Here is a 24,660-nt window from a genome sequence, read left to right on the forward strand (position 1 = left end):
CTTTTTGTTTCTTTGCTCTTGATGAAAGACGGACGTAAAAGAGAGGATATTGCCATTGGCGATTTAGTAGATGTTGTCAAAAAGCAGCATCAAAGAAGTGGAGAATTGACTCAGGGTTTGGTCAAAAGAATTTTAACCAAAGCTCCATTTCACCCTCATGGAATAAAAGTGATGTTAGATACCAACGAGGTTGGAAGAGTTAAAGAGATTATCGACGAAGACTTTTAATGAAAAAGACTGCCTCCAAGCGGTGGCAGCCTTATAAACTGTACGAAAATGATCTTGTGTACAGCAATCTAATTAGAGCCTAAATAAGAATCAATTTTCTTATACCAATAGGCTTTTTCTCAGTTTAAATGGCTTAGACAAGCTGAAAGACACCATTTTTGGCTTTTTCCACATAAAGCAGAATAATCAAGTGTTTTTCCTAATTTTGAATTGAGTAGAATCTATAGATAAAAAACCTCTTCCAGACCCTCGAATGGCCAAATCAAAAAGCCCTAAAAAGAAAGAGACCCCATTAAATAAGCAATACAATCAGATAAAGGCGAAGTATCCCGGAGCACTATTGCTTTTCAGAGTTGGTGACTTTTATGAAACCTTCGGTGAAGATGCCGTCAAAGCCTCAAAAATTCTGGGTATTGTTCTTACAAAGCGAAATAATGGAGGAGCTAATCAGGAGCTGGCGGGTTTCCCGCATCATTCGCTGGATAACTACTTACCCAAACTTGTTAGAGCAGGTCAGCGTGTGGCTATTTGCGATCAATTAGAGGACCCAAAAACGGTCAAAGGGATTGTCAAAAGAGGCGTAACAGAACTGGTAACACCAGGAGTTTCCTACAATGATAATGTTCTGGAAACTAAACAGAATAATTATCTGGCCTCAGTGCATTTCGGAGCTAAAGAGAATTTTGGTGTCGCTTTTTTAGATATCTCAACCGGTGAATTTCTAACAGCAGAGGGCTCAAAAGCCTATATCGACAAATTGCTTCAGAGTTTTGCCCCCGCTGAAGTATTGTACTGCAGACCCCATAAAGCTCAGTTTGAAGAGTATTTTGGTGATCGCTTCAATACTTTCACCTTTGATGACTGGGCTTATACTTATGATTTCTCTTACCCTTTGCTAACGCAACATTTCAAAACCAACTCTTTAAAAGGTTTTGGCGTGGCCAACCTCAAGGACGGCATTACTGCAGCAGGGGTAATTCTGCAGTATTTAACAGATACGGAGCATAAGAAGATAAATCATATTTCTGGTCTAACTCGCCTTGATGAAGAGAAGTATGTCTGGCTTGATCGATTTACCATTAGGAATCTTGAGCTCATTTTTGCTCAGCATGAAGGTGGCGTACCTTTGATTGATATTCTGGATGAAACTGTTACACCAATGGGTGCCAGAATGCTGCGAAAATGGCTTGTTCTGCCTTTAAAAGAACTAAAACCCATTCAAGATCGACAAGACACGGTAGAAGTTTTGGTAAAATATGATGAGATTCTTGAGGACCTCCGCATGTTATTAAAACCAATTGGCGATTTGGAGCGACTAATCTCCAAGGTGGCAGTGGGCAGAATCAATCCTCGAGAGATGATTCAGCTGAACAGAGCCTTGAAACAAGTCAAACCTTTAAAGGAGATTCTTTTCAAGCTTTCTTCCTCAAATCAAGTCTTCAAGAAATATGCTGATCAGCTGGCTGAATGTGAATTTCTCGTTGAAAGAATTTCTAATGAGATCAAAGAAGATGCTCCTAATGTGACCAACCATGGTGGCATGATTAAAACGGGTGTTAATCCGGAGCTAGATGAGTACCATTCTATTGCCTTCTCAGGCAAAGACTTTCTGGTAGGAATTCAAAGAAGAGAGTCAGACAGAACAGGAATACCTTCTTTAAAAATAGCCTACAATAAGGTTTTCGGCTATTACCTGGAGGTCAGCAATGCTCATAAAGATAAGGTACCTACAGAGTGGATTAGAAAACAAACGTTGGTCAATGCCGAACGATATATCACTGAGGAACTAAAGGTATATGAAGAAAAAATTCTGACGGCTGAATCAAAGATTTTTGAAATTGAACATAAGTTATATCACGACTTAGTTATAGCAGCTGCTGATTATGTAGGTCAGATTCAGCAAAATGCTCGAATTATTTCAGCCATTGACGCTTTGGCTAGCTTTGCGGTGATAGCCATTGATCTTAAATATTGTAAACCAGAGTTAAACGAAACCAATGCTCTGAACATCAGTAATGGGAGGCACCCGGTGATTGAGAATCAACTTCCACCAGGTGAAAGTTACGTTCCAAACGACCTAGAACTGAATGAAGACGAACAACAAATCATCATTATTACAGGGCCAAACATGGCAGGTAAATCCGCCTTACTGCGTCAAACTGCTCTCATCGTATTAATGGCTCAAATCGGGAGCTTTGTACCTGCCGAAGCTGCCGAAATAGGATTGGTAGATAAAATTTTCACCCGTGTGGGTGCCAGTGATAACCTTTCCAGAGGTGAATCTACTTTTATGGTAGAGATGACTGAGACGGCTTCTATTTTGAATAACCTGAGTGAAAGAAGCCTGGTCATTATGGATGAAATTGGTCGAGGTACCAGTACTTATGATGGTGTAAGTATTGCTTGGAGTATCTCCGAATATTTGCATAATCACCCAAAATATAAGCCAAGAACACTCTTTGCAACGCACTATCACGAGCTCAACCAGCTCACAGAAGACTTCTCTAGGGTAAAGAATTTCAATGTAGCAGTAAAAGAAGTGAATGGTAAAATTGTCTTTCTACGTAAACTCAAAGAAGGTGGAAGCGAGCACAGTTTTGGTATCCACGTGGCTCAAATTGCCGGTATGCCTCAGTCTATTGTATTGAGAGCGAGTGAGATTCTTCATCACCTGGAGGAAGATCATATCAAAGAGAAAAACAAGGAAAAGATTAAAGAAGCACCAAAGAATAATTACCAGTTGAGCTTTTTTGATGCACCCGACCCTAAAGTTGAAGCTTTAAAAGAGAAACTTGGAGAAATAGATCCGAATGCCATGTCGCCCATTGAAGCTTTACTGAAGCTTAATGAGTTGAAAAATATCATGGAATAAACTATTTCCCAGTATTTACCTCTTCAATAAGGTCAGCAATGAGACCGGTCCAACCCGTTTGGTGAGCGGCTCCACAGCCCGAACCATTATCTCCATTGAAATACTCATAAAACAGATAATAATCCTTGAAATACTCTTCTCTATCGTAGTGCTTATTCTGTGTTAAAGAAGGTCTGATACCTTTGGCATTTCTTTCAAAAATCTTAATCAAACGAGCCGAAATGGCATATGCACTCTCAGAGATAGTCGTTATTTCTCCAGTGCCGGTCGGGTACTCCACCTCATAGTCATCACCATAGTATTGCGAATACTTGTGTAGTGCATCAATAATCAGATAATTCAAAGGGAACCAAATGGGTCCCCTCCAGTTACTGTTACCACCCATTATTGAGAGATCTGACTCCGCAGGAGTATACCTTACAGTAAGATCTTCACCATTCAGATGGAAATCATAAGGGTTCTCCTCATGGAATTTTGAAAGCGATCTTATACCATAATCAGAAAGAAACTCGTCTTCATCAAATAGTCTTTTGAGTACCATTTTCATCCTATGGCCTCTCAAAAGAGAAAGAAGGTGTGTCTCTCCTTTGCCTGGCTCATGCCATCTGGATATCAAGGAAGCCAAATCAGGCCTGTTTTTAAGAACCCACTCTAGTCTTACCTTAAACTCAGGTAGTTTCTCGAGTAAGTCTTCATGGATAACCTCCACAGCACAAAGAGGTATCAAGCCTACCAAAGATCGAATTTTCAAAAAGATCGTCTTTCCGTCGGGCGTATTGAGCTTATCATAATAAAACTGGTCTTGCTCATCCCAAAGCCCCATATTTCCCTCTTCCATCTTATTATTGATGGCTGCAGCAATATGCAAGAAATGCTCAAAGAACTTTGAAGCCATGTCTTGGTAAACAGGTCTCTCCAAAGCAATTTCCAGCGAAATTCGAAGCATGTTAAGGGTAAAAATTGCCATCCAACCAGTAGCATCCGCTTGCTGGAGTGTCATATTTGGCAATTGAGCATTTCTATCAAAAACGCCAATATTATCCAGACCTAAGAATCCTCCACCAAAGATATTATTACCCGCCTCATCTTTTTGGTTTACCCACCAGGTAAAGTTCAACAGCAGTTTATGGAAAATTCGCTCAAGAAACTTGATATCCCCTTTACCGCCATTTTGCTTTTTATCGATTTCATAAACTTTCCAGGTAGCCCAGGCATGAACCGGCGGGTTTACATCAGAGAAATTCCACTCATAAGCAGGAATTTGCCCATTAGGGTGCATGTAATACTCCCTTAATACTACTGCCAGCTGACGCTTGGCAAAATCCGCATCTATTTTAGCCAGAGTTACCGTATGAAATGCCAAATCCCAGGCCGCAAACCATGGATATTCCCACTTATCTGGCATGGAGAGAATATTATGCATGTAGGCATGCTTCCAGGTGGAGTTCCTCTCAAAGTTTCTACCATAAAAATCAAAAGGCATTTCAGGGTCTCCATCTGCCCATTGCTTGATATTATAGTAGTAGAACTGCTTACACCACATCATTCCTGCAAAAGCCTGACGCTGTATTTTCTTTTGCTCCTCAGACGCTATGTCTTTTTGCACCTCGGTGTAAAAGTCATCCGCATTCCTTTGTGCAGCTTCAAAAAGAGCATCATATGTCTGAAAAGGCATGCTAAGATTCGTGTCTTCAGATAGCCTAAGTCTGATCTCTACATTACCACCGGCCGGTATTTCTTTTTCATAAAGACCCGCCATCTTGGTGCCTATATCATTCTTATTGACCACCTTCTTGTCACCTTCTACCACATACTGGTTGAAAGCATCTTTGACATAAGGACTCTTATTCTTCTTCCCGAAAACGCGTTTCATATTGGTCTCGTTTTCAGTAAAAAGTAGTTCGTCAGCACCTTCCAGATAGAGCTTATATTTATCAAAAAGCTCATGATCTATTTCTACTTGAGAATCTGCGATTCCGGTAAGCATTGGCTTTTTTGGGTGTGAAATATACCCCCAAGACCAAGTATTTCTAAACCAGAGTGTTGGCAAAATTGCCAGCTTGGCTGCCTTCTTTGAACGATTATGAGCCGTCAGCTTTATAAGAATGTCATTCTCATCAGCTTTAGCATATTCAATGTAGATATCGAAGTAATTGCCTTTGTCAAAAACACCAGTATCCAGGATTTCAAACTCCTTATCGTGTTTAGACCTATTTCTACCCTCTTCCAACAGTTTTTCATACGGATACTCGGCAATAGGATACTTGTAAAGCATCTTCATATAGGAGTGGGTAGGCGTACTATCTAGGTAATAGTACAGTTCTTTTACATCTTCACCATGATTTCCTTCTGCTCCTGTAAGGCCAAACAAACGTTCTTTGAGAATGGGATCCTTATAATTCCAGAAAGAAAAAGCGAAACAGATATGCTGCTTATTATCCGATAATCCACCTATACCATCTTCTCCCCAGCGGTAAGCTCTACTTCTGGCTTGGTCATGGCTAAAATACTGCCAGCTATCACCGTAAACAGAATAGTCTTCACGTACCGTACCCCATTGACGTTCAGAAAGATATGGCCCCCACTTCTTCCATCCACGATTATCCGGTCTCTCTCTTAGTCTTTTTTTCTCTAAAGTCTCGTTCATTTGTTTTACCCTAGGTAAAGATTCAAAAATACCCAAAACGCATTTTTGTTGAGCATTTTGTGCTCAATTTTAAAGGATATATTCAAATTCTTTATTCCCAAATTGAATAAGTCCTAATCTGGTTTCCATCAATAGTCTACCCTCAGCAGTTACCCCCTTTATTCTTCCCTCAAATACACCATCTTCTTTTCGGTAGTTATGCCATTCCTCCATTCTGAAAAGCTCAGAGAGGTACCTTTCTTTCTGCTCAGCAATTCGCCCGTTTTTAAGGTTCAGGTATTCTTTCTCAATCTCCTCTAAAATACTTTCCAGAACTGTTTCTCTACTGAATTTTTGATAAAGAACAGAAGTCAAAGAACAGGCCTTTTCTACTTCAAATTCTTCCTGATTAATGTTTAAACCTATGCCAATAAGGCTGTAGGCAATTTTAGGCCCTGAAATAATACTTTCTATTAACATTCCACCCATTTTCCTGGAATCTACATAGACGTCGTTTGGCCATTTGATCTTTAATTCGTTTTCACCCAGAAATGGTTTCAATGCTTTAAAAATACCTAATGAAACTGCAATATTTAATTGAAACTGATCCTGAGGATTTAAAAATTCAGGTTTATATACGATCGTGAAAGTCAGGTTTTGACCTGGGGCAGTATACCATTTATTGCCTCTTTGCCCCTTTCCATGGGTCTGATTATCCGTTAATACAATAGTCCCTTCAGCCAGCTCTTCAGATTGAATTTTTTGAGAAGCCAGTTCGTTAGTAGAATGACAAGTTGGCAGGTATATTGACTTTTTGCCTGTAAAAATAGTTTTGGGCTGGATTTTGTTCAATATGTCTTAACTTAGCTGGTTTATAATACGTACCTAAAAATGTAGGAAAATGTGACCCACTGGAGGCACAAAAATAGTTGTAAAACGTACTGAATGAAAAAAGAAAATCAACTTTCAAGCTCTGAATTAAGCCTAAGTGTAATTGAGGGCATGATTGAAAAAAAAGCAAGCAACATCGTCCTGATGGATTTAAAAAAGGTACACAATGCCATTTCAGACTACTTTGTTATTTGCTCGGGTAATTCAGATACCCAAATTGACGCCATTTCTAAATCAATAGAGGAAGTGGTTTATAAGAAATCTGGACAAGATCCCTGGAACAGAGAAGGAAGACAAAACAGAGAATGGATCCTACTGGATTATGTAGATGTGGTAGTGCATGTTTTCCAAAAAGATAAAAGAGAATATTACGATATAGAGGCTCTATGGGGCGATGCTGACTTCACCTATTTTGGTGAAGATGCCAAACCTTCAAAAACGCCAATAGAAAATTAAAAGGAATAAAAAGTTTAACAGAGTATAATATATGTCACAAGAAAATAACTCTTTACCCCCAAAGCCAAAGAAAAAGATGCCGATAGGCAATGGCCCGGGTTTTCAAGGCTGGATAATTCTGGCATTGATTCTCGGTATCATCGGGGTAATGTTTTTCTCAAATAACAAAACGCTGTCGCCAATTAAGTATAAGCAATTGGAGCAGATGGTTTTGGCAGGAGAGATTGATAAAGTAGCTGTAGTAAACGGAGCAAACGAGGTAGAAGTCACCCTCTCTTCTGAAGCTTTGCAAAAACCGGAATACAAGAAAATCTTAGGCAACAACCGGTACACTTCTGGCCCGCACATGAAGTTGGACATTGTAAACGAAGTAGCCTTTATGAATGAATTCAATGATTTCATTCGAAACTCAAGCCTTTCTGAAGACTCTAAGTCGAAGCTCTATCCAGAGCCTATTCACAGAGAGGACATCATGAATACCTTGTTCAACTGGCTTCCACTTATCTTGTTCTTTGGTCTGATGTATTTCCTTATGACCAGAATGACAGGCGGCGGTGGCCCAGGAGGTGCTCTTTTCAATATTGGTAAATCTCGTGCGGCCCTTTTTGATACCGATAATAAGGTAAAAATCACATTTAAAGATGTGGCCGGGCTAGATGAGGCGAAAGAAGAGTTGACTGAGATTGTTGACTTTCTGAAAAAGCCAAAAAAATATACTGAGCTTGGTGGTAAAATACCCAAAGGTGCACTATTGGTAGGCCCTCCGGGTACAGGTAAAACCTTGATGGCGAAAGCAGTAGCAGGTGAAGCAAGTGTGCCTTTCTTCTCGCTTTCCGGTTCTGACTTCGTAGAGATGTTTGTGGGTGTAGGTGCAGCTCGTGTTCGTGACCTTTTCAAACAAGCCAAAGAAAAAGCACCATGTATCATTTTTATCGATGAGATTGACGCCGTAGGTCGTTTGAGAGGACGTGGTGCTATGCCGGGAGGAAATGATGAAAGAGAAAACACCCTGAACTCATTACTCGTGGAGATGGATGGTTTCGGATCTGAAGCCGGTATCATCATCATCGCTGCAACCAACCGACCTGACGTGCTAGATCCTGCTTTATTACGTCCGGGTAGATTTGATAGACAGATAAGCGTAGATGCTCCTGATATCAATGGTAGAGAGGCCATCTTTAAAGTACATATGAGACCTCTGAAGCTTGCCGACGAGGTTGATGCTAAGAAATTAGCTACACAGACACCAGGATTTGCTGGTGCTGAAATTGCCAACGTCTGTAATGAGGCTGCATTATTAGCTGCTCGTAGAGGTAAGAAGGCCATTGAAATGATTGATTTTCAAGATGCTATCGATCGTGAGATTGGTGGTCTGGAAAAGAAGAATAAACTTATCTCTCCTGAAGAGAAAGAGATTGTAGCCTTCCATGAAGCAGGTCATGCAGTTACAGGCTGGTTCCTGGAGCATGCTAACCCTTTGGTAAAAGTGAGTATTGTACCTCGTGGTATCGCTGCATTAGGTTATGCTCAGTACTTACCAAAAGAACAGTACCTATACAGAACCGAACAGATGTTTGACGAAATGTGTATGGCCTTGGGTGGTCGGGCTGCAGAAGACGTGGTATTCGGTAAAATCTCAACTGGTGCCTTGAGTGACTTAGAAAAAATCACGAAAATGGCGTACAGCATGGTGACGATTTATGGTTTAAATGAGGAGATTGGTAATCTATCATTCTATGACTCTAAAGGTCAAAGCGAATACAACTTTACCAAACCTTATTCTGACGAAACGGCAAATAAGATTGATGAAGAGGTGAAGAAGCTTGTCGATAAAGCATATAATAGAACCGTAGAGCTTTTGACAGAAAAACGTGAAGAGTTAGATAAATTGGCTAAACAACTACTTGAGAAAGAGATCCTTTATCAAAGTGATTTAGTAGAGCTTATAGGTGAAAGACCATTTGATAAGCCTACGGCATATCAAGAGTTTATGGATCAAAAAGAAGTAGAAGATACGTCAGCCGAAGAAGTTATTGCGGAAGCAAATGAAAATGAAGCTGAGAATGAAGAGGAAAAGACAGAGTCATAAACTCTTCTGGTAAAGACAGTAAAAAGCCCTGAATTCAAATGAATTCAGGGCTTTTCTATATTTGAAAGTTATCTAAACTTATCTTCTTCCGAATAAGCCACCAAGCAATCCGCCAAGTCCACCTTTCTTACTTCCACTGTTTAATACCATTCCGGCTACATCATCTAGGATGCTACCATCACCATCTGCATCTAAGAAAGATTCGATTAGCGACTGTTGCTTACTTCCCTGACCGCCGCCGATAAGGCCACCAAGTACATTTGAAAGTCCACCAGTATCCTGTACATTACTTTGACGAGTCTGACGACCCAAAACTCCCATCAAGATAGGAGCTGCTACTTTTAGTATTTGAGAAACCTGAGCCATATCAAGACCAGACTTTTGGCTTAAAGCTGCTTCTACTCCAGACTGCTTACTTCCAAGAACGTGACCAAGGATTCCAGCACCGTCTTGTACCACTGAATCATCTACACCACCCTGGAATAAGCCACCAAGGTTATCAAGAATACTTCCGTCGTGCTTTCCATTCAATGCACCTAATAAACCGGCAGCACCTTCAGGGCTTGAAGCATTCTTTTGCATGGCACCCATTAACACAGGCATTGCCATTCCTAATAGATCAGCAGTTTTGTTCTGTGGAGCCCCGGTAGATCCACTAACACCACTGATAATTGTTTTTCCGAGGTCGCTATTCAGCAAGTCTAAAATTCCAGCCATTTTAATTTTTGTAGTTTTTGATTTGAAAAAGCTTATAAATGTAATCAAAATCCTTAAGATTCAGGACTACGTTTATGCGTGTCGTATATATATGACGCCATGCTTTTCAGGAAGTCACTTAATAAATCCAATAGAAAAAATAAATTGATCAGTTTTGTAAAAAAACTCCTTCGGGCTATTGGCTGGACCTATTTCTGTTTCGGCATAATTACTGATTCCTCCCTCGTACCTAAGATCGAAAAAGAATGATTTAAACTCAAAGCCTAAACCAAAGACAGAATTAACGACAGGTCTATTGAAAAAATCAGTTTCAAAATTCGGCAAAGTATAAGGAGCAAGGCCTTGATTGAATTCAGAACCTTGATTAAGTGCGTAAGAAACCACAGGACCGCCAAAAATGCGTGCATCTCTAAATCGAACTCCAAGCAGTACCGGCATATCAATAGCATTAAAAGTTGCATTCACACGATTAAGCAATTCGCCATTTCTATCAATAAAGTCAAACTTACCCCCCTTAGAAGCATAAGCCAGCTCTGGCTGCACATAAAATGATCCTTTAGCGAAACGGACAAAAACTGCCCCTTGAAACCCATTTCCAAAAGCAGAATTAGAGATAAGTTGATCACGTGCCACTGTTCCATTCACTATTACGGGTGTTCCGCTTTCGCTAACACGTACTACATCCCCTCCGGGCGTATTGATACGTGTTTTACTAAAACCTCCTCTTAAGCCTACAGAGACTTTCAATTCGTTTCCCAAGTAATCATCGTTCTCATCCTCGTCAAGCTCAACAGGTATTGCTTCTAAACCTTCCTCTGTGTCATCGTTTTGAATTTCCTGACCTACGGTAGAAACGGCAATTGATATCAAACAAACAATTAACAGTGATCTCATGTTACTTCTGGTGACTTTTAATTGAGAAAGCTATGACAAAAATAAAGCCATTCAAGCTAATTAAGGGAATCGCTATGATCAAGACATTTTTCAACCTGCTAATTTTAAGGGTTTAACGCGGATATCATCCTATTTCGATTATTTTTGCCACTTCTTTAAACCAGCTGTACTAAATGAGCACAAAAACGATCTACATTATAAGACACGGTGAAACTGACTATAACAAAAAAGGAATAGTTCAGGGTAGCGGTATAGACTCCAGCTTGAATGAAACAGGTCAAAAACAGGCAGAGGCTTTTTTTTCGGCTTATCAGGATATGCCCTTTGAAACCGTTTATACATCGGCTTTGAAAAGAACTCACCAGAGTGTCGCTGGTTTTTTAAATAAAGGACTACCTCATGCCATACTTACCGGTCTGAATGAAATATCCTGGGGACATAAAGAAGGGAAGAAACCAGACCCCAAAGATGACAGTTCTTATTTTGAACTGATCGACAGATGGAGAAATGGAGAAACTCATTTACCTTTTGCAGGTGGTGAAAGTCCTGATGAGGTTGCCGCCAGGCAGAAAATTGCGATTGATACCATTCTGGAACAGAAATCAGAAGAATTGGTTTTAGTGGCCATGCACGGCAGAGCCATGAGAATATTATTGACCTGGCTTAGCGATCTACCATTATCTGAAATGGACTGTTTTCATCATCAGAACCTTTGTCTCTATAAGGTAGAGTACGATTACACGACTGAGAAGTTCACCATTTTAGAATCTAATAACACTGAACATCTCAAAGTATTGGCTGTATAGCCAGAAAGCCTTTTATGCAGGATAAGTACCAATAATGTAAATTAGCACAGCAAGAAACGCTGATTCCTCTAATTTCGGACAGTGTTTGAATATATGGGCTCCAGAAAAGCATATTGGTTTTATCAGGTTGGTGGCTGGTCAGTGTATTTTTTATCTGATCTTGCCAATAATCTTCAATTTCTTACTTTCAATTTTGATCAATTCGATCAGGTGATCGGAAGTATGGTGGTCAATGTAGCGGCTGGTATTGCCATGACGCACATTTTCAGAATCATTTTCAAACGATACAATTGGGTAAAGCTTCCCATTGCCCAATTGGTACTACGATGTTTAGGGGTAGTAGGGCTAATCACCTTTGTTTTAGCGGCCATCAATATCCCTATTGATTCTGACTTCATCAATACAGAAAAGATGAATTGGGCTATCAGAGATATCAGCTACATTATCAATTATGTTAAGCCTGTCATTATCTGGGTTCTGGTTTATGTCTTCTACGCTTACGCTGCAGAAAGAAGAAATGCTGACATAGAACGTGTAAAGCTGGAAGCTTCAATGAAAGAAACAGAAGCCAAAGTCTTAAGAGCTCAAATGAACCCTCATTTCGTTTTTAATGCACTAAATAGCATTCGAGCACTAATAACGGAGGACCCAAAAAAAGCAAGTAGCGGGATTACCCAATTGTCTAATCTATTACGTAGCTCACTCATCTCAAACAGACGAAAGACTGTTAGCCTCAAAGAAGAACTTAAAACCATAGAGGACTACCTCAGCCTAGAAAAAATCAGATATGAGGATCGACTTCAAACTAAATTTGACATCGCCAATGATACCTTAAAAATTCAGGTGCCACCAATGATGCTTCAAACTTTGGTAGAAAATGCCATAAAACATGGTGTTCAGAAGGCACTTCGTTGGGGTTTTGTGGAGATCAGAACATTTATTGAAGATAATCACCTGGCCATAATCATAAGGAATACCGGTACGTTGGGAGACAATAGCAATTCCAAAACCAGTACTGGTTTTGGACTAGAAAACACGAAACGTAGACTACATTTGATCTACGGAAATCAATATAAATTTAACATCTTTCAAGAGGACAAGCTGACGGTTAAAGCAGAAATTTGGCTTCCTTTAGAACAACATACTATAGAATGAGAACTTTAATAATAGACGACGAAAGGCTAGCAAGAAACGAGTTAAAAAGGCTGCTGGAGGAATTTCCAAGAATCAATATTATCGGTGAAGCTGCCAATGCCGATGAGGCAATTCCGATGATAGAGGAAATGAACCCTGATCTCTTATTTCTCGATATCCAGATGCCGGGCAAAGACGGATTTGAACTTCTGGAAGCTTTAGAAGACCGTGTACCAGATGTCATTTTCACCACTGCCTATGATGAATATGCTTTGAAGGCTTTTGAATTCAATGCCCTGGATTACATCATGAAGCCTATTGATACCAGCAGGCTGGCAGAGGCCATCCAAAGAGTAGAAGAAGAAAAACAGCAAGTTGAAGAAGTAAAGAAAGCAGCCTCTGAAGAAGGAGAACTGACCGTACATGACCAAGTCTTTGTTAAAGACGGCGAGAAATGTTGGTTTGTAAGATTAGGTAAGGTTCGTCTTTTTGAATCTATGGGCAATTATGTTAGACTGCATTTTGATGATCAAAAGCCTATGATTCTGAAGTCGCTAAACAGCCTGGAAGAGCGATTAGACTCAAAAATTTATTTCAGAGCTAACAGAAAACACATTATTAATCTAAACTGGATTGATAAAATAGAACCATGGTTCTCAGGAGGATTATTAGTGACCTTAAAACCTGGTGAAATAGGTCCAGGAGGGGAAAAAATAGAAATTTCCAGAAGGCAAGCCATCAAGTTTAAGGATTTAATGAGCTTGTAAATATGGACAAATGTCATTAATATTGTGTCAAAAGGCACAATATAATGAAAAATGAGAAGCTAAAAAACCCAGAAAATAACATATTGGAAGAACCGATAGCTATTTATGGTTCTGCAGGTGTATTTAATGTGATCAATACTGCTAGAGAAGGGCTGAGTATGCAGCGTGTTTCTGCACTTGCTTCTCAGCTATCTTTGAGTCTACAAGAACTTGGGCAGATTTTACATCTTTCTCTAAGAACTCTTCAGCGGTATTCTGCAGAGAAAATATTGGATACTGATGCCTCGGCAAAAGCACTAAAGCTCGCTACATTAAAAATAAAAGGGGAAAACACTTTTGGTTCTACTGAGGCTTTTAATACCTGGCTAAGAGAAGCTAACCCAGCATTGAATAATCAAACCCCTTTGCAAATGCTTGATACACCTTATGGGTTTGATTTGATAGAACAAATTCTTGGTAGAATTGAGCATGGGATATTTGCCTGATGATTGTCCATAGAATTACTCAAAGCAAATATATAGATGACCTTAGTGGAGAAGGGGCCAAACTTTATGGCGGCAGATGGAATGCCCTTGGTATTTCTGCCCTTTACACTGCTCAATACAAGTCTCTGGCACTACTTGAACTAATTGTTCATTTTAACTCAAAAGCAGCTTTTAAGAAGACTTACGAGTTCATTTCTTTGGAAATACCTTCAAAATATGTGTACGAAATAGAAGCTAAGAATTTACCCAATAACTTCACAGAAACCAATAATCAACTCCTTTGGAAACTCACAGAACCTTTCTATTCTCAACCCAATTATTTGGCAATGAAGGTTCCCAGTGTATTGGTCAGTGGCGAATTTAATTATGTTCTTAACCCAAGATCAAGACATTTCTCGAAAGTAAAGGTAAGCTCAAAAGAACCTGCCTTTTTAGATTCGCGACTAATTAAGGCATAAAAAAAGAGGCTCTAAGCCTCTTTCTATCTGAATGTCTTTCTGTTAATCTAGCTCTGTAGCCAGCACCATCCTTATTCTAAGTCGTGCTCCCATACTCATTATATCTACCAGATCTTGAATTGTCAGACTTTGAGCGGCACGTAAAATCACCGTCGGTTCTTCCATACCTGCAGTAGCCGTCATTAGCTCCTGCTCTAATTGCGGAAAAGGCACATTTCTTCTATCAATAAAGTAAGCCTTCTCTTCGGTTATAGATAAGGTAATCGGCTGCTTACTAACCTCGTGAGTGGCTGTTTCTGCCTTTGGCAATAACAGCTTAATCACATTTGGACTTCCTAAAGTAGCTACTATCAAAAAGAATAATAGCAGGAAGAACATGATATCATTCAACGAGGCCGTCTGAACCTCTGCTTCAAAACGTCTTTGTCTTTTTAGCTTCATATTAGGCTGCTGGTTCGTTTAGCGTATCCAGGAAGTCCATAACTGTTGCTTGCAAATGAATACTAAATTTATCAATGAGCATATTGATTCCGTGATAAGCAGCATAAGCTATCAACCCTACCACCAGACCAGAGAAAGAGGCAATCATCTTCTCATAAAGCCCGTTTGAAATGGTTTCAATAGAGAATTCTCCTGTAACTGAAATCTCATAGAAGATTCTGATAATCCCTGAAATAGTACCAACGAAACCAAGTGTAGGAGCTACCCCGGCAATGAGCCCAAGATATCCCATATTTTTCTCCATTTTAGAGATTTCCAGGTTTGACTGAATCTCCATAGCACTTTCAATATCCTTAACCGGTCTACCTATTCTAGAAATCCCTTTTTCAAGAATTCGGGAAATAGGAAGATTGGTGCTTTTACACATGGCAATGGCCGAACGCATATCGCCTCTTAAAATATTGTCTTTCAGAGACCTTAGGAATCCAAAATCAATCTTCGATGATCTTTTGATAAAGATATAACGCTCCACCATCAAAAAGAAGGTCACAAAGAGCAATATCAAGATCGGATATACTACAAAACCACCTTTGAGTAATAGTTCGAAATAGTTAATGCTGGTTGAGGAAGCCGTAAGTGTTGAGTCTATTCCGGTAGTGGCCGGAACTTGAAGCAAAATGTTTTGCAACATGTGAAAAGGATTAATTTAATGAACTGGTTATCTAACTCGAATGAGCCTTAGAATATTATGCAAATTACAACTTTTTACGATTGGTACACTCTCTTCACAACCTTTTCAAGTGTAAGCCCCTGAACGATAATTGAGAATAAAACTACCGAATACGTAATGAAAACTATATAAGGTTTTGCATCCCATTCTGCAGGTAGAGAAAGTGCCATGGCAATGGACAAACCACCACGTAAACCTCCCCATGTAAGAAGCAAAGGAGCCTCTTTATCAACGGCTACCCACTTTTTAGAAATTCTCACCAAAAAGTGAATCACAGCATATCTAGCAAGTAAAACGATGGCTATGGAGCCAATCCCTGCTATAAAGAAGTAAGGTTTAAATTCTAAAATGAGGATTTCAAGACCTATTAAAACGAACAGAACTGCGTTCATCAATACATCGATCAGCTCCCAGAATTTATCGACATAAAGTTCTGTGGTTTCACTCATAGCGTCTTGTTTGAGACCGCTACTCCCCATGAATAAGCCAGCCACAACCATAGCCAAAGGACCACTGGTATGTAATGTCTGTGCTATCAGATAACCACCCATCACCAAAGCAAGTGTAATCATGACTTCTACTTCATAATCATCGATAGACTTCAGAAGTCTAAACATGATCCAGCCAAGTCCAAGTCCAAATAGAATACCGCCGATAGCTTCCTGAACAAAAAGCGTAAAAACATCTCCTGCTGTTACGTTACCTACTCCTAGGTGGGCTATCTCCAGAATTGTAAAGAAGATAACAACACCTACCCCGTCATTGAATAAGGACTCTCCTACTATATTGATCTCGATCTTCTTTGGAATGTTTGACTTTGTCAAAATCCCTAAAACAGCAATAGGATCTGTTGGTGAAATCAGTGCTCCAAAAAGCAAACAATAAACAAAATCTATTTCGTGGTTCAGCACTTTTGAAAGGTAGAAAATGGCTGTACCAATCAAGAAGGTTGAAATAAATACCCCTACAAGGGCAAACAAACCAATACTACGCTTCTCTTGGTTGATCATGCCTACATTGGTATGCAGTGCCCCGGCAAAAAGTAGAAATGAGAGCATCACATCCATCAAGACTGTGGTGAAGTCGATCTTCCCAATCAGCTCTCTGGCCAAGACCGTTAATTCAGGATTGACAAATTGAAACAAAATCATGACCAGCGAAAACACCAATGCCATGATCATAAGACCAATGGTCGTCGGTAATTTGAAAAACCGGACATTGATATAACCGAATAAACCAGAAATAACGATAAGTAGCGTGAGTATTTTGAAGAGTTCCATATGCTTATGAAGACCGTTTAGCTATTGAGTTCTTATCAAAGAACGAGAAACAAACCCTGAGAATCAACTATTAAAGGACGCCTTTTGTACTTGGTAGGCTATCCATAGCATCAATATCCCTTTTAACTGCCATTTTGATGGCCTTGGCCCATCCCTTGAAAATTGCCTCTATTTTATGATGCTCATTATCGCCTTCACATTTGATATTCAAGTTACATTTTGAAGTATCTGAAAACGATTTGAAGAAATGCATAAACATTTCTGTAGGCATCTCCCCTACTTTCTCTCTTTTGAAGTCTGCATCCCAAACCAACCATGGTCTGCCACTAAAATCGATAGCCACCTGAGCTAAAGCTTCATCCATTGGCAGTAAGAATCCATATCTATTAGTACCACGTTTATCTCCTAAAGCCTTCAAAAAAGCCTCCCCAAGAGCCAAAGCAGTATCTTCTATGGTATGATGCTCGTCGATATGTAAATCACCTTTCACCTTGATCTCTACATCTGCACCAGAATGCTTTGCCAGTTGGTCTAACATATGATCAAAGAACCCGATACCTGTATCCATTTTAGCTTTACCTGTACCGTCCAGATTCACTTTGACATAGATCTGTGTTTCTTTGGTGTCTCTTTGAATCTCGGCGATTCTTGCCGGGAGTTTCAAGTGTTCATAAATCTCATCCCAATCTTTTGAAACCAGATCAATGGCCTCATTTCCATCTTTTTGAGATTTGTCATCTGAAATAAGTATCCCTTTGGCTCCTAAATTTTTAGCTAATTCTATATCTGAAAGACGATCACCAATAACAAAACTATTGGCCAAATCATATTCATCTGAATCCAGATATGCGGTGAGCATTCCAGTACGTGGCTTACGAGTTGGGGCATTTTCATGTTCAAAAGTTCTGTCAATAAAAACCTTTGAGAAGTGAATGTTTTCTCCTTCCAGAGTTTTCATCATTTTTTGATGAGCTGGCCAGAAAGTATCCTCAGGAAAAGAATCTGTGCCTAAACCATCCTGATTGGTAACCATTACGAGTTCATAGTCAGTTTGCTCTGCAATTTTTCGTAGAACACTTAATGCCTTTGGATAAAACTCTAGTTTTTCAAGTGAGTCTACTTGAAAGTCTACCGGGGGTTCGTTAATAATAGTGCCGTCTCGGTCTATAAAAAGTACTTTTTGCATGAAAAGTGGCTTAAGTCAAATTTTGACAAAAGTACTCATCTTCCTGAGAATTCCTTAGCTTTGATCATGGCCATTGCAGTAAAATGAAACAGCTATTTTATCTTTTTTTATCTTCAATTTTTCTGTTCTCTTGCAGCTATAGTGAGCCCGAAGAAAAAAGTCCTGTCTTCAAACCATCTCGTGATGCTCAATTCTCTACCTTTCAAATAGATTCGGTAAAGGCTGTTATCGTTGACTGCGACTTAGGTCGCTTAAAGATATCAATTCATCAATACCCGAATCCAAAGATTGAAATACACAATACTTATCAGAAGTATGTCAGATTAGAGCCGAAGGGAGATACACTGAAAATAGTCACACTGAACACACCCAAAAAGTCTGAAAATCCTGACCTGAAAAAAGAAATCAATTTATACATTCCTAATCTGGAGTATCTAAATACCAATATCAGTCAGGTAACTTTTAGAACCTTTGATGCCAAAAATCTAAAAGTTGTAAATCAATCTAGTGCTCTACGTTTTTATGACTCCCGTATAGAAAACCTGGATCTCACGAATCTGGGAAGAAGCAATATTCAGCTGGATGAAAATAACATTTTCAATACCATTTATTTTCGGAATAACTCCAAAAGCCAACTCACAAGTGCGGCCGAAATACTCTCAGAACTCTCTGTAGAAGCTGAAGATCTCGAAAGAATAAACTTCAAAAGCTTCAGAGGACAGTTTAATTGGATCAAATAGCCTACATTCTTAAAATAATACAATAAGAAGAAGGCGACAGTAGGTTAAAACAAATATTTATCTTACTTTTGCAAAAATTTTATCCCCGTTCGGGATCTCTGACAGCGACGTTAATTTTCAGGACAGTCGGTCCTTTGAGTCCAATATCCTTTTCAGAGCAGGCAACGGGTAACCGTGATGTTCACGAAAAGGCGTGTCGCAATCGCCTCCAATTATTTTAAAATGTGAGCTGCTAGCTGGGCAGCCAAAAAGAACTATGCAAACTGTAAAGTTTAATGAACTTCCTTTGTCTGACTTTATGCTTCAGGCCATAGAAGAAATGGGATGGGAAGATGCTTCACCAATTCAAGCTCAGGCCATTCCGGCTGTACTAAGTGATAATGATGTGATTGGTCAAGCTCAAACGGGTACTGGTAAAACCGGTGCGTTTGGGATACCGGCCATTGAGAAAGTAGAAATCGAAGATAGAGTAACGCAGGTACTTATCATGTGCCCTACTCGTGAGCTTGCTCTTCAGGTAAAAGATCAGATTTACCAACTTTCTAAATACAAAAAAGGCCTTTTCGTAACCTCTATTTTTGGTGGGGAATCATACGAGAGACAATTCAGAGATCTTAAAAGAGGCTCGCATATTGTAGTGGGTACCCCTGGTAGAATCATGGATCATATCGAGCGTAAAACGCTTGACCTTTCTAACCTTAGAATGATGATTCTTGATGAAGCAGATGAAATGTTGAATATGGGCTTCAGAGAGGATATAGAGCAGATTCTGAGCTTTGCTCCTAAAGAAAGACAAACTATTCTTTTCTCTGCTACCATGTCTCGTGAGATTCTTGGCATCACAAAACGTTTCCAGAATGACCCTGAGCATATCAAAATCACTCGTAAGGAAGTTACGAATGACAATATTGAGCAGCTTTACTTCAATGTAAGAAGGGATGCAAAAACTGAGGCCATGTGTCGCCTTATTGATGCTCATGACCTCAAACTGATGTTGGTATTCTGTAATACCAAATCTAAGGTAGATCAGGTGGTGGTAGAGCTTCAGGAAAGAGGTTATGCTGCAGAGGGAATCCATGGTGACTTAAGACAAGGGGCTCGAAATCAGGTGATGAACAAGTTCAGAACTGGCAACTGTAACATACTGGTAGCTACAGATGTAGCAGCAAGAGGTATAGATGTAAACGACGTAGATGCGGTGTTCAATTATGACGTACCCATGGATCTTGAATATTATGTTCACAGAATTGGACGTACTGGCCGTGCAGGTAAAAAAGGGCGTGCTTTCATGATGGTACCAAGAAGAGATACCGGTAAGCTTCGTGAACTTGAGCGATATACCAAAGTAAAAATAGAAGAAGGTAAAATCCCTACTGCCGCCGACCTTAAAGAGATCAAAATCAATAAGTTCAAAGAGCAGATCAAGGAGAATATTGATGAAGAGAAAAACGCTTTACTTGAAGGGATAGTAGATGACCTTAAAGAAGAAGGAGTTTCTACCTATGATATCATCACTTCTTTATTGAAAATGCAGTTAGGCAATCTGGATACCACTGGTAAGGATGACGACCTGGCAGACGGAAAAAGAGGAGACAGATCAAGTAGATCTTCGCGTTTTGAAGGTAGAGGAAGAGGAGAACGTAAAGAACGCCGAGGCAGCAGAAAAGGTAATGGTGCACATGGATCAGGCGAGCCTGGAATGGTGCGTTTATTCATTAGCTTAGGAAGAAAAGATCACGTTTCTCCAAATCATATTGTTGGTGCTATTGCGGCTGAAAGTCGTATTCCTGGCCGAGTAATTGGTCAGATTGATATGTATGACAAATTTAGCTTCGTAGAAGTACCAGAAAGAGATGTCCAGAAAGTAATCAAAGGCATGAAAGGCAAAACTATCAACGCCAGAGAAGCTTCAATTGAAGTAGCGAAATAAGACTTTCATAATGTATATAAAAAAAAGCCGGGCAGTAGTCCGGCTTTTTTTGTGAGTATAATACCACCTCCTTAACTTCCCGCATGAAAATCTCAAAGGCCCAAAAATTTCTTAATACTCTTTTTAAAATGGCAGGTCTTGACCAGCCGAAAACCGATTCTACCTCCCGAATTTTACTCGAAGGAGAGCTAATGGGGCATCGTACGCATGGATTACACTTGGTAATGCCTTACATAGAACACCTACAAAAAGGTAGTATGGAAAAAGAAGGCGAACCAGAGGTCTTGAGCGAAACTGAAGCCAGTGAACTTTGGAATGGAAAATATCTTCCCGGACCATGGTTAGTTGAAAAGGCGATTGCAAAGGCAACCAAGCTTTCTGATAAAAACGGAACAGGAACCGTGGTAATTCAACGCTGCTCTCATATTGGCTGTTTGGCCGCCTATATGGAAGCGGCTTCTAAAAGCGGGCATATGGTGATTATAGCCTGTAGCGACCCCGACAACAAGACAGTAGCACCATTTGGCGGTACCACCGGAGTTTACAGTCCTAATCCGCTGGCTCTTGGTATTCCAACCGAAGGCGATCCTATAATTATTGATGTGAGTATGTCTACTACTTCCAATGGACTAATCCATCAAAAAAACAAAAGTGGCGAACCCTTACCACATCCTTGGCTATTGACATCTAAGGGTAAAGAAACCACTGACGCCTCTACATTCTTTGAACCCGAACCTTCCACAATTTTGCCTTTAGGCGGAATGGACAGCGGTTATAAAGGTTTTGCTTTGGGAATCATGATTGAAGCCCTTACCTCTGCCCTGGGCGGACATGGAAGAGCTAATGAGCCCGGTAGATGGGGAGCCAGTACTTTTGTACAGGTCATTAATCCATCTGTTTTTGCTGGTGAAAACTATTTCAAAAAAGAAATGGAAAACTTGAAAGAAAAGTGTCTGCAGAGCAAGGCCATTGACCCTTTATATCCTGTTAGAATACCTGGTCAGAGGGGATTAGAGATGAAAAAAGTTCAGCTAAAAGAAGGTTTACAACTAAGAAAAGATACCCTTGAAGGCTTAAGAAATCTTGCAGAGCTATTTGACATTGCTATCTAAAGAAATTGATAATGGGGTCGCCCCAGTAATGTTCCCAAAAAACCTGAGTAGCCAGAATAACAAAACCTGTTATTGCCAGAAAAATTAGACTAGCGAGAATACTCATAAACGTGGAATGAGCTAAACTTTTTCTTCTGATCACCATCTCCGCCACTATAAGATTGGGCAGGTAAAAGAAGAAATCCATAAAGTAATCAAACGGACCGCTGAAATTATCTCCGTGACCGGCAAGATCAGTAGCTGCGTGCCAAAAGCCATAGTCCATTCTGTATAACCAGGAAGCGATAGCCATAGCATATAATCGAATGGCCCAAGCCCGGTGCTTTTCAAAATTTCCTTTTCTGGCGTAACGATAGGTTTCTAGCCCAAACCAAAACATCAGGATGCCGTAACCAGCAAAACCAATATCCATAATCAGCCCGCCGAGCGTTCCCTTCTGAAGTATAAATATCAATCCACCTAATGCTGCCAGAATACACGCAAAAACATACACACGACCAACCCATCGATGAATCAAGGGCCAGTTTTCTCTTAGCTTTTGAATAAATTGAATACTACCCAATACGAGAATTAATCCCCCGGCAGCAAAGTGCAAACCTATACCCTGCGTGGCCTGTGGAGTAGTTTGATCATACAAACCTGGCAGTATGTCATTCCATTGAGAAGGATTCCCAAAAAGTAAAGATTTGAAATAGTAGCCTAGAATATATAAGCCAAAAAGCCCCGAACTAACCCAGACGGTTAGCTTTAGTAATTTCAGCGAAAACGAGAACAGTTTGGCTACTCCAGTTTCCATAGGCTTTTTACTTACCCCATTTTTCAGGAGAACGTCTCCATTTTTTTAGCGAAGCAATGTCATCTTCTTTGACGTAATCTTGCTTTTTAGCTTCATCAATCAAGAAACTATAATTACTCAAGGTAACTAGTGGTACATTAGCCTCCTCAAAGTTTAGATCAGCTATTTTGAAGCCATAAGTCATTATAGCTATCATCCCTATCACTTCTATTCCTTGAGCTCTTAGTGCTTCTACGGCTTTTAAAGAACTCCCGCCAGTAGAAATCAAATCCTCCAGAACCACTACTTTTTGACCTTTTTCAATCTTCCCCTCAATCTGGTTACCCATTCCATGCTCTTTTGGTTTAGGTCTCACATAAGCAAAAGGCACTTTCAAATAATCTGCTACTAGGGCTCCCTGAGCTATACCTGCGGTAGCTACTCCAGCTACCAAATCAACTTCAGGGAAGTTCTTACGGATAGCTTTGGCAAGAGCTTTTTTGATAAAAGTTCTACCTTCTACATCAGAAAGGGTTATTCTGTTGTCACAGTAAATCGGAGATTTCCAGCCACTACTCCAGGTAAACGGGTCATTAGGGCTGAGTTTAACTGCTTCTGTTTCTAAAAGTATAGTTGCTATTTTACGAGCTGTAGTCATTCCTGATAAGGTAAAAGTATAAGAAGTCTATTCTTCTTCTATTTCTATTTCTTCTCCATCCACACGGCTTACCAAAATCTTGTCAATTCGGTTTTTATCCATGTCCACGATCTCAAAACGAAACTCCTCCCAGTCAAACGTATCTCCCGTGTCAGGAATTTCCTGGAGGATTTCAAGGGCAAAGCCACCCATAGTGTCAAAGCCTGAATAGTCTTTTCTATTGCTTAGTTCTATTTCAAACTCCTGCAAGAATTCATCAAATGGCAGAGAGGCATCAATTAAATAGGTACCGTCTTCTCGTCTGATAATTTCAAACTCAAATTCATTCGTCTCAGAGATATCCCCAACCAGTGCATCCAAGATGTCATTCATGGTCACAATTCCCTGCACATTGCCATACTCGTCTACAATAACACCAAAGTGCTTTCTCTCTTCCTGAAACTTCTCTAAAACCTGGTAGCCCAGATTATTCTCAGGAATAAACAGACTCTCTCTAAGGTTAGATTCTAAGTTCTTGAGCTCTGTAGTCAACGATTTTCCTAGGATGTCTTTGACATACAACAACCCCATCATATTATTGATACCATCCTTACAAACCGGATACACCGAATGACGAGAATCCATCACCTTTTTACGGTTATCGCTGTAGGTATCATCCAGATCGAGATAAGTTACTTCATTAATGTTGGTCATTAAGGAGGTAATTTTTCTATCACCTAGATGGAAAACGTTTTGCACGATCTCGTGCTCAATTTCTTCAATCGTACCGCCAGTAGCACCTTCTTTGGCCAGTGACTTGATCTCTTCCTCTGTGATAGAGTTATCAGATTCTTTGATACCTGTCAAGCTAAAAAGAAATTTACTGGTTTGGCTCAAGACCCAAATCAAGGGCGAGGTCAGCTTTGACAATAAAGACATAGGACCCGCCATGAACTTTGAGATACCTTCCGGTACCGCCATTCCTATCCTTTTGGGAAGTAATTCCCCGAAAATCAACGATAAAAAAGTAACGATGATGGTAATTAAGGCTACTGAAAGGGTATCAGCATATGGTGCCAGTGGCTCAAAGGCCTCAAAAAGTGGTTTAATGTATTCGCCTAATCTGTCTCCTGAGTAAATACCCGTAAAAATGGAGATGAGCGTAATACCAATCTGAACCGTACTAAGAAATTTATTGGGAGCACCAGCCAGATCAAGGGCCGTTTGTGCTTTATTATCACCGTTTTTGGCGGCTAGCTCCAATTTAGTTTTTCTGGCTGAAATCAAGGCAATCTCCGACATAGAGAAGACCCCGTTAATAAGTATCAGGAAGAATAATATAAATATTTCCATTAAGCATTGAACCTATGAAATCTAGGTTACCGAACACTGTTTAATTGAAATGC

23 protein-coding genes are annotated in these 24,660 nt (G+C 39.9%); 12 read left to right on the forward strand and 11 right to left on the reverse strand.

The window, feature by feature from the left end:
* The first annotated feature begins 21 nt into the window (after positions 1 to 21).
* Complete coding sequence (locus ACUXV0_RS06100) at positions 22 to 228, forward strand: YwbE family protein (RefSeq protein ID WP_446192183.1); 207 nt, start codon at positions 22 to 24, stop codon at positions 226 to 228.
* Positions 229 to 481: 253 nt separating this feature from the next.
* A complete protein-coding gene (mutS, locus tag ACUXV0_RS06105) occupies positions 482 to 3,100 on the forward strand; it encodes a DNA mismatch repair protein MutS (RefSeq protein ID WP_446192184.1) in 2,619 nt (872 codons plus the stop codon).
* A gap of 1 nt (position 3,101) precedes the next feature.
* Here mutS and ACUXV0_RS06110 read toward each other — a convergent pair whose 3' ends face one another.
* Both ACUXV0_RS06110 and ACUXV0_RS06115 read right to left on the reverse strand, forming a co-directional pair.
* Positions 3,102 to 5,747 (reverse strand): MGH1-like glycoside hydrolase domain-containing protein, encoded by a 2,646-nt coding sequence (locus tag ACUXV0_RS06110; RefSeq protein WP_446192185.1) that lies wholly within the window; start codon positions 5,745 to 5,747, stop codon positions 3,102 to 3,104.
* Positions 5,748 to 5,816: 69 nt separating this feature from the next.
* Positions 5,817 to 6,578 carry a biotin--[acetyl-CoA-carboxylase] ligase gene (locus ACUXV0_RS06115; protein WP_446192186.1) on the reverse strand — a complete coding sequence of 254 codons (762 nt, stop codon included), beginning with the start codon at positions 6,576 to 6,578 and terminating at the stop codon, positions 5,817 to 5,819.
* A gap of 93 nt (positions 6,579 to 6,671) precedes the next feature.
* Here ACUXV0_RS06115 and rsfS point away from each other — a divergent pair, with 93 nt between their 5' ends.
* Both rsfS and ftsH read left to right on the forward strand, forming a co-directional pair.
* Positions 6,672 to 7,073 carry a ribosome silencing factor gene (rsfS, locus tag ACUXV0_RS06120; protein WP_446192187.1) on the forward strand — a complete coding sequence of 134 codons (402 nt, stop codon included), beginning with the start codon at positions 6,672 to 6,674 and terminating at the stop codon, positions 7,071 to 7,073.
* 31 nt (positions 7,074 to 7,104) lie between these two features.
* Positions 7,105 to 9,162 carry an ATP-dependent zinc metalloprotease FtsH gene (gene ftsH / locus ACUXV0_RS06125; protein WP_446192188.1) on the forward strand — a complete coding sequence of 686 codons (2,058 nt, stop codon included), beginning with the start codon at positions 7,105 to 7,107 and terminating at the stop codon, positions 9,160 to 9,162.
* 78 nt (positions 9,163 to 9,240) lie between these two features.
* Here ftsH and ACUXV0_RS06130 read toward each other — a convergent pair whose 3' ends face one another.
* Together ACUXV0_RS06130 and ACUXV0_RS06135 are read right to left on the reverse strand one after the other, a co-directional pair.
* Positions 9,241 to 9,879, reverse strand: a complete 639-nt coding sequence (locus tag ACUXV0_RS06130) for a DUF937 domain-containing protein (RefSeq protein WP_446192189.1) — start codon at positions 9,877 to 9,879, stop codon at positions 9,241 to 9,243.
* Positions 9,880 to 9,993: 114 nt separating this feature from the next.
* A complete protein-coding gene (locus tag ACUXV0_RS06135; RefSeq protein WP_446192190.1) occupies positions 9,994 to 10,773 on the reverse strand; it encodes a porin family protein in 780 nt (259 codons plus the stop codon).
* 173 nt (positions 10,774 to 10,946) lie between these two features.
* On the opposite strand from ACUXV0_RS06135, the gene ACUXV0_RS06140 reads away from it, so the two are divergent.
* The 5 genes from ACUXV0_RS06140 (at position 10,947) to ACUXV0_RS06160 (ending at position 14,423) form a co-directional block, all read left to right on the forward strand.
* Complete coding sequence (locus ACUXV0_RS06140; RefSeq protein ID WP_446192191.1) at positions 10,947 to 11,579, forward strand: histidine phosphatase family protein; 633 nt, start codon at positions 10,947 to 10,949, stop codon at positions 11,577 to 11,579.
* An 81-nt stretch (positions 11,580 to 11,660) separates the two neighbouring features.
* Complete coding sequence (locus tag ACUXV0_RS06145; RefSeq protein ID WP_446192192.1) at positions 11,661 to 12,734, forward strand: sensor histidine kinase; 1,074 nt, start codon at positions 11,661 to 11,663, stop codon at positions 12,732 to 12,734.
* Positions 12,731 to 13,480: a LytR/AlgR family response regulator transcription factor gene (locus ACUXV0_RS06150; protein WP_446192193.1), complete on the forward strand. Its 750-nt coding sequence runs from the start codon at positions 12,731 to 12,733 to the stop codon at positions 13,478 to 13,480. Before ACUXV0_RS06145 ends, ACUXV0_RS06150 begins: the two co-directional genes overlap by 4 nt.
* A gap of 44 nt (positions 13,481 to 13,524) precedes the next feature.
* Complete coding sequence (gene parS / locus ACUXV0_RS06155; RefSeq protein ID WP_446192194.1) at positions 13,525 to 13,965, forward strand: type II RES/Xre toxin-antitoxin system antitoxin; 441 nt, start codon at positions 13,525 to 13,527, stop codon at positions 13,963 to 13,965.
* Positions 13,965 to 14,423: an RES family NAD+ phosphorylase gene (locus ACUXV0_RS06160; RefSeq protein ID WP_446192195.1), complete on the forward strand. Its 459-nt coding sequence runs from the start codon at positions 13,965 to 13,967 to the stop codon at positions 14,421 to 14,423. The genes parS and ACUXV0_RS06160 overlap by 1 nt, the downstream gene beginning before the upstream one ends.
* 42 nt (positions 14,424 to 14,465) lie before the next feature.
* Here the strand turns inward: ACUXV0_RS06160 and ACUXV0_RS06165 are convergent, their stop codons facing one another.
* The 4 genes from ACUXV0_RS06165 to hisB all read right to left on the reverse strand — a co-directional run bounded on the left by ACUXV0_RS06165 (position 14,466) and on the right by hisB (position 18,060).
* Positions 14,466 to 14,864 carry an ExbD/TolR family protein gene (locus tag ACUXV0_RS06165; protein WP_446192196.1) on the reverse strand — a complete coding sequence of 133 codons (399 nt, stop codon included), beginning with the start codon at positions 14,862 to 14,864 and terminating at the stop codon, positions 14,466 to 14,468.
* Between the two features lies 1 nt (position 14,865).
* Positions 14,866 to 15,555 (reverse strand): MotA/TolQ/ExbB proton channel family protein, encoded by a 690-nt coding sequence (locus ACUXV0_RS06170; protein ID WP_446192197.1) that lies wholly within the window; start codon positions 15,553 to 15,555, stop codon positions 14,866 to 14,868.
* Positions 15,556 to 15,629: 74 nt separating this feature from the next.
* Entirely contained in the window at positions 15,630 to 16,874 is a 1,245-nt protein-coding gene (locus ACUXV0_RS06175) for a cation:proton antiporter (RefSeq protein WP_446192198.1), read from the reverse strand.
* Positions 16,875 to 16,944: 70 nt separating this feature from the next.
* Positions 16,945 to 18,060, reverse strand: a complete 1,116-nt coding sequence (hisB, locus tag ACUXV0_RS06180) for a bifunctional histidinol-phosphatase/imidazoleglycerol-phosphate dehydratase HisB (RefSeq protein WP_446192199.1) — start codon at positions 18,058 to 18,060, stop codon at positions 16,945 to 16,947.
* A gap of 83 nt (positions 18,061 to 18,143) precedes the next feature.
* Between hisB and ACUXV0_RS06185 the strand changes: the two genes are divergently transcribed.
* The 3 genes from ACUXV0_RS06185 (at position 18,144) to ACUXV0_RS06195 (ending at position 21,842) form a co-directional block, all read left to right on the forward strand.
* Complete coding sequence (locus tag ACUXV0_RS06185) at positions 18,144 to 18,800, forward strand: hypothetical protein (protein ID WP_446192200.1); 657 nt, start codon at positions 18,144 to 18,146, stop codon at positions 18,798 to 18,800.
* Positions 18,801 to 19,056: 256 nt separating this feature from the next.
* Positions 19,057 to 20,730 (forward strand): DEAD/DEAH box helicase, encoded by a 1,674-nt coding sequence (locus ACUXV0_RS06190; protein WP_446192201.1) that lies wholly within the window; start codon positions 19,057 to 19,059, stop codon positions 20,728 to 20,730.
* Between the two features lie 83 nt (positions 20,731 to 20,813).
* Complete coding sequence (locus tag ACUXV0_RS06195) at positions 20,814 to 21,842, forward strand: Ldh family oxidoreductase (protein WP_446192202.1); 1,029 nt, start codon at positions 20,814 to 20,816, stop codon at positions 21,840 to 21,842.
* Here ACUXV0_RS06195 and ACUXV0_RS06200 read toward each other — a convergent pair.
* The 3 genes from ACUXV0_RS06200 to ACUXV0_RS06210 are packed head-to-tail and all read right to left on the reverse strand — an operon-like array spanning position 21,835 to position 24,607.
* Entirely contained in the window at positions 21,835 to 22,638 is an 804-nt protein-coding gene (locus ACUXV0_RS06200) for a DUF2306 domain-containing protein (RefSeq protein ID WP_446192203.1), read from the reverse strand. The genes ACUXV0_RS06195 and ACUXV0_RS06200 overlap by 8 nt on opposite strands.
* 7 nt (positions 22,639 to 22,645) lie before the next feature.
* Positions 22,646 to 23,275 (reverse strand): orotate phosphoribosyltransferase, encoded by a 630-nt coding sequence (pyrE, locus tag ACUXV0_RS06205; protein WP_446192204.1) that lies wholly within the window; start codon positions 23,273 to 23,275, stop codon positions 22,646 to 22,648.
* Positions 23,276 to 23,302: 27 nt separating this feature from the next.
* Positions 23,303 to 24,607, reverse strand: coding sequence for a hemolysin family protein (locus ACUXV0_RS06210; protein ID WP_446192205.1), 1,305 nt, complete (start codon positions 24,605 to 24,607; stop codon positions 23,303 to 23,305).
* Positions 24,608 to 24,660 lie beyond the last annotated feature (53 nt).

It is taken from the genome of Jiulongibacter sp. NS-SX5, from assembly GCF_052828545.1.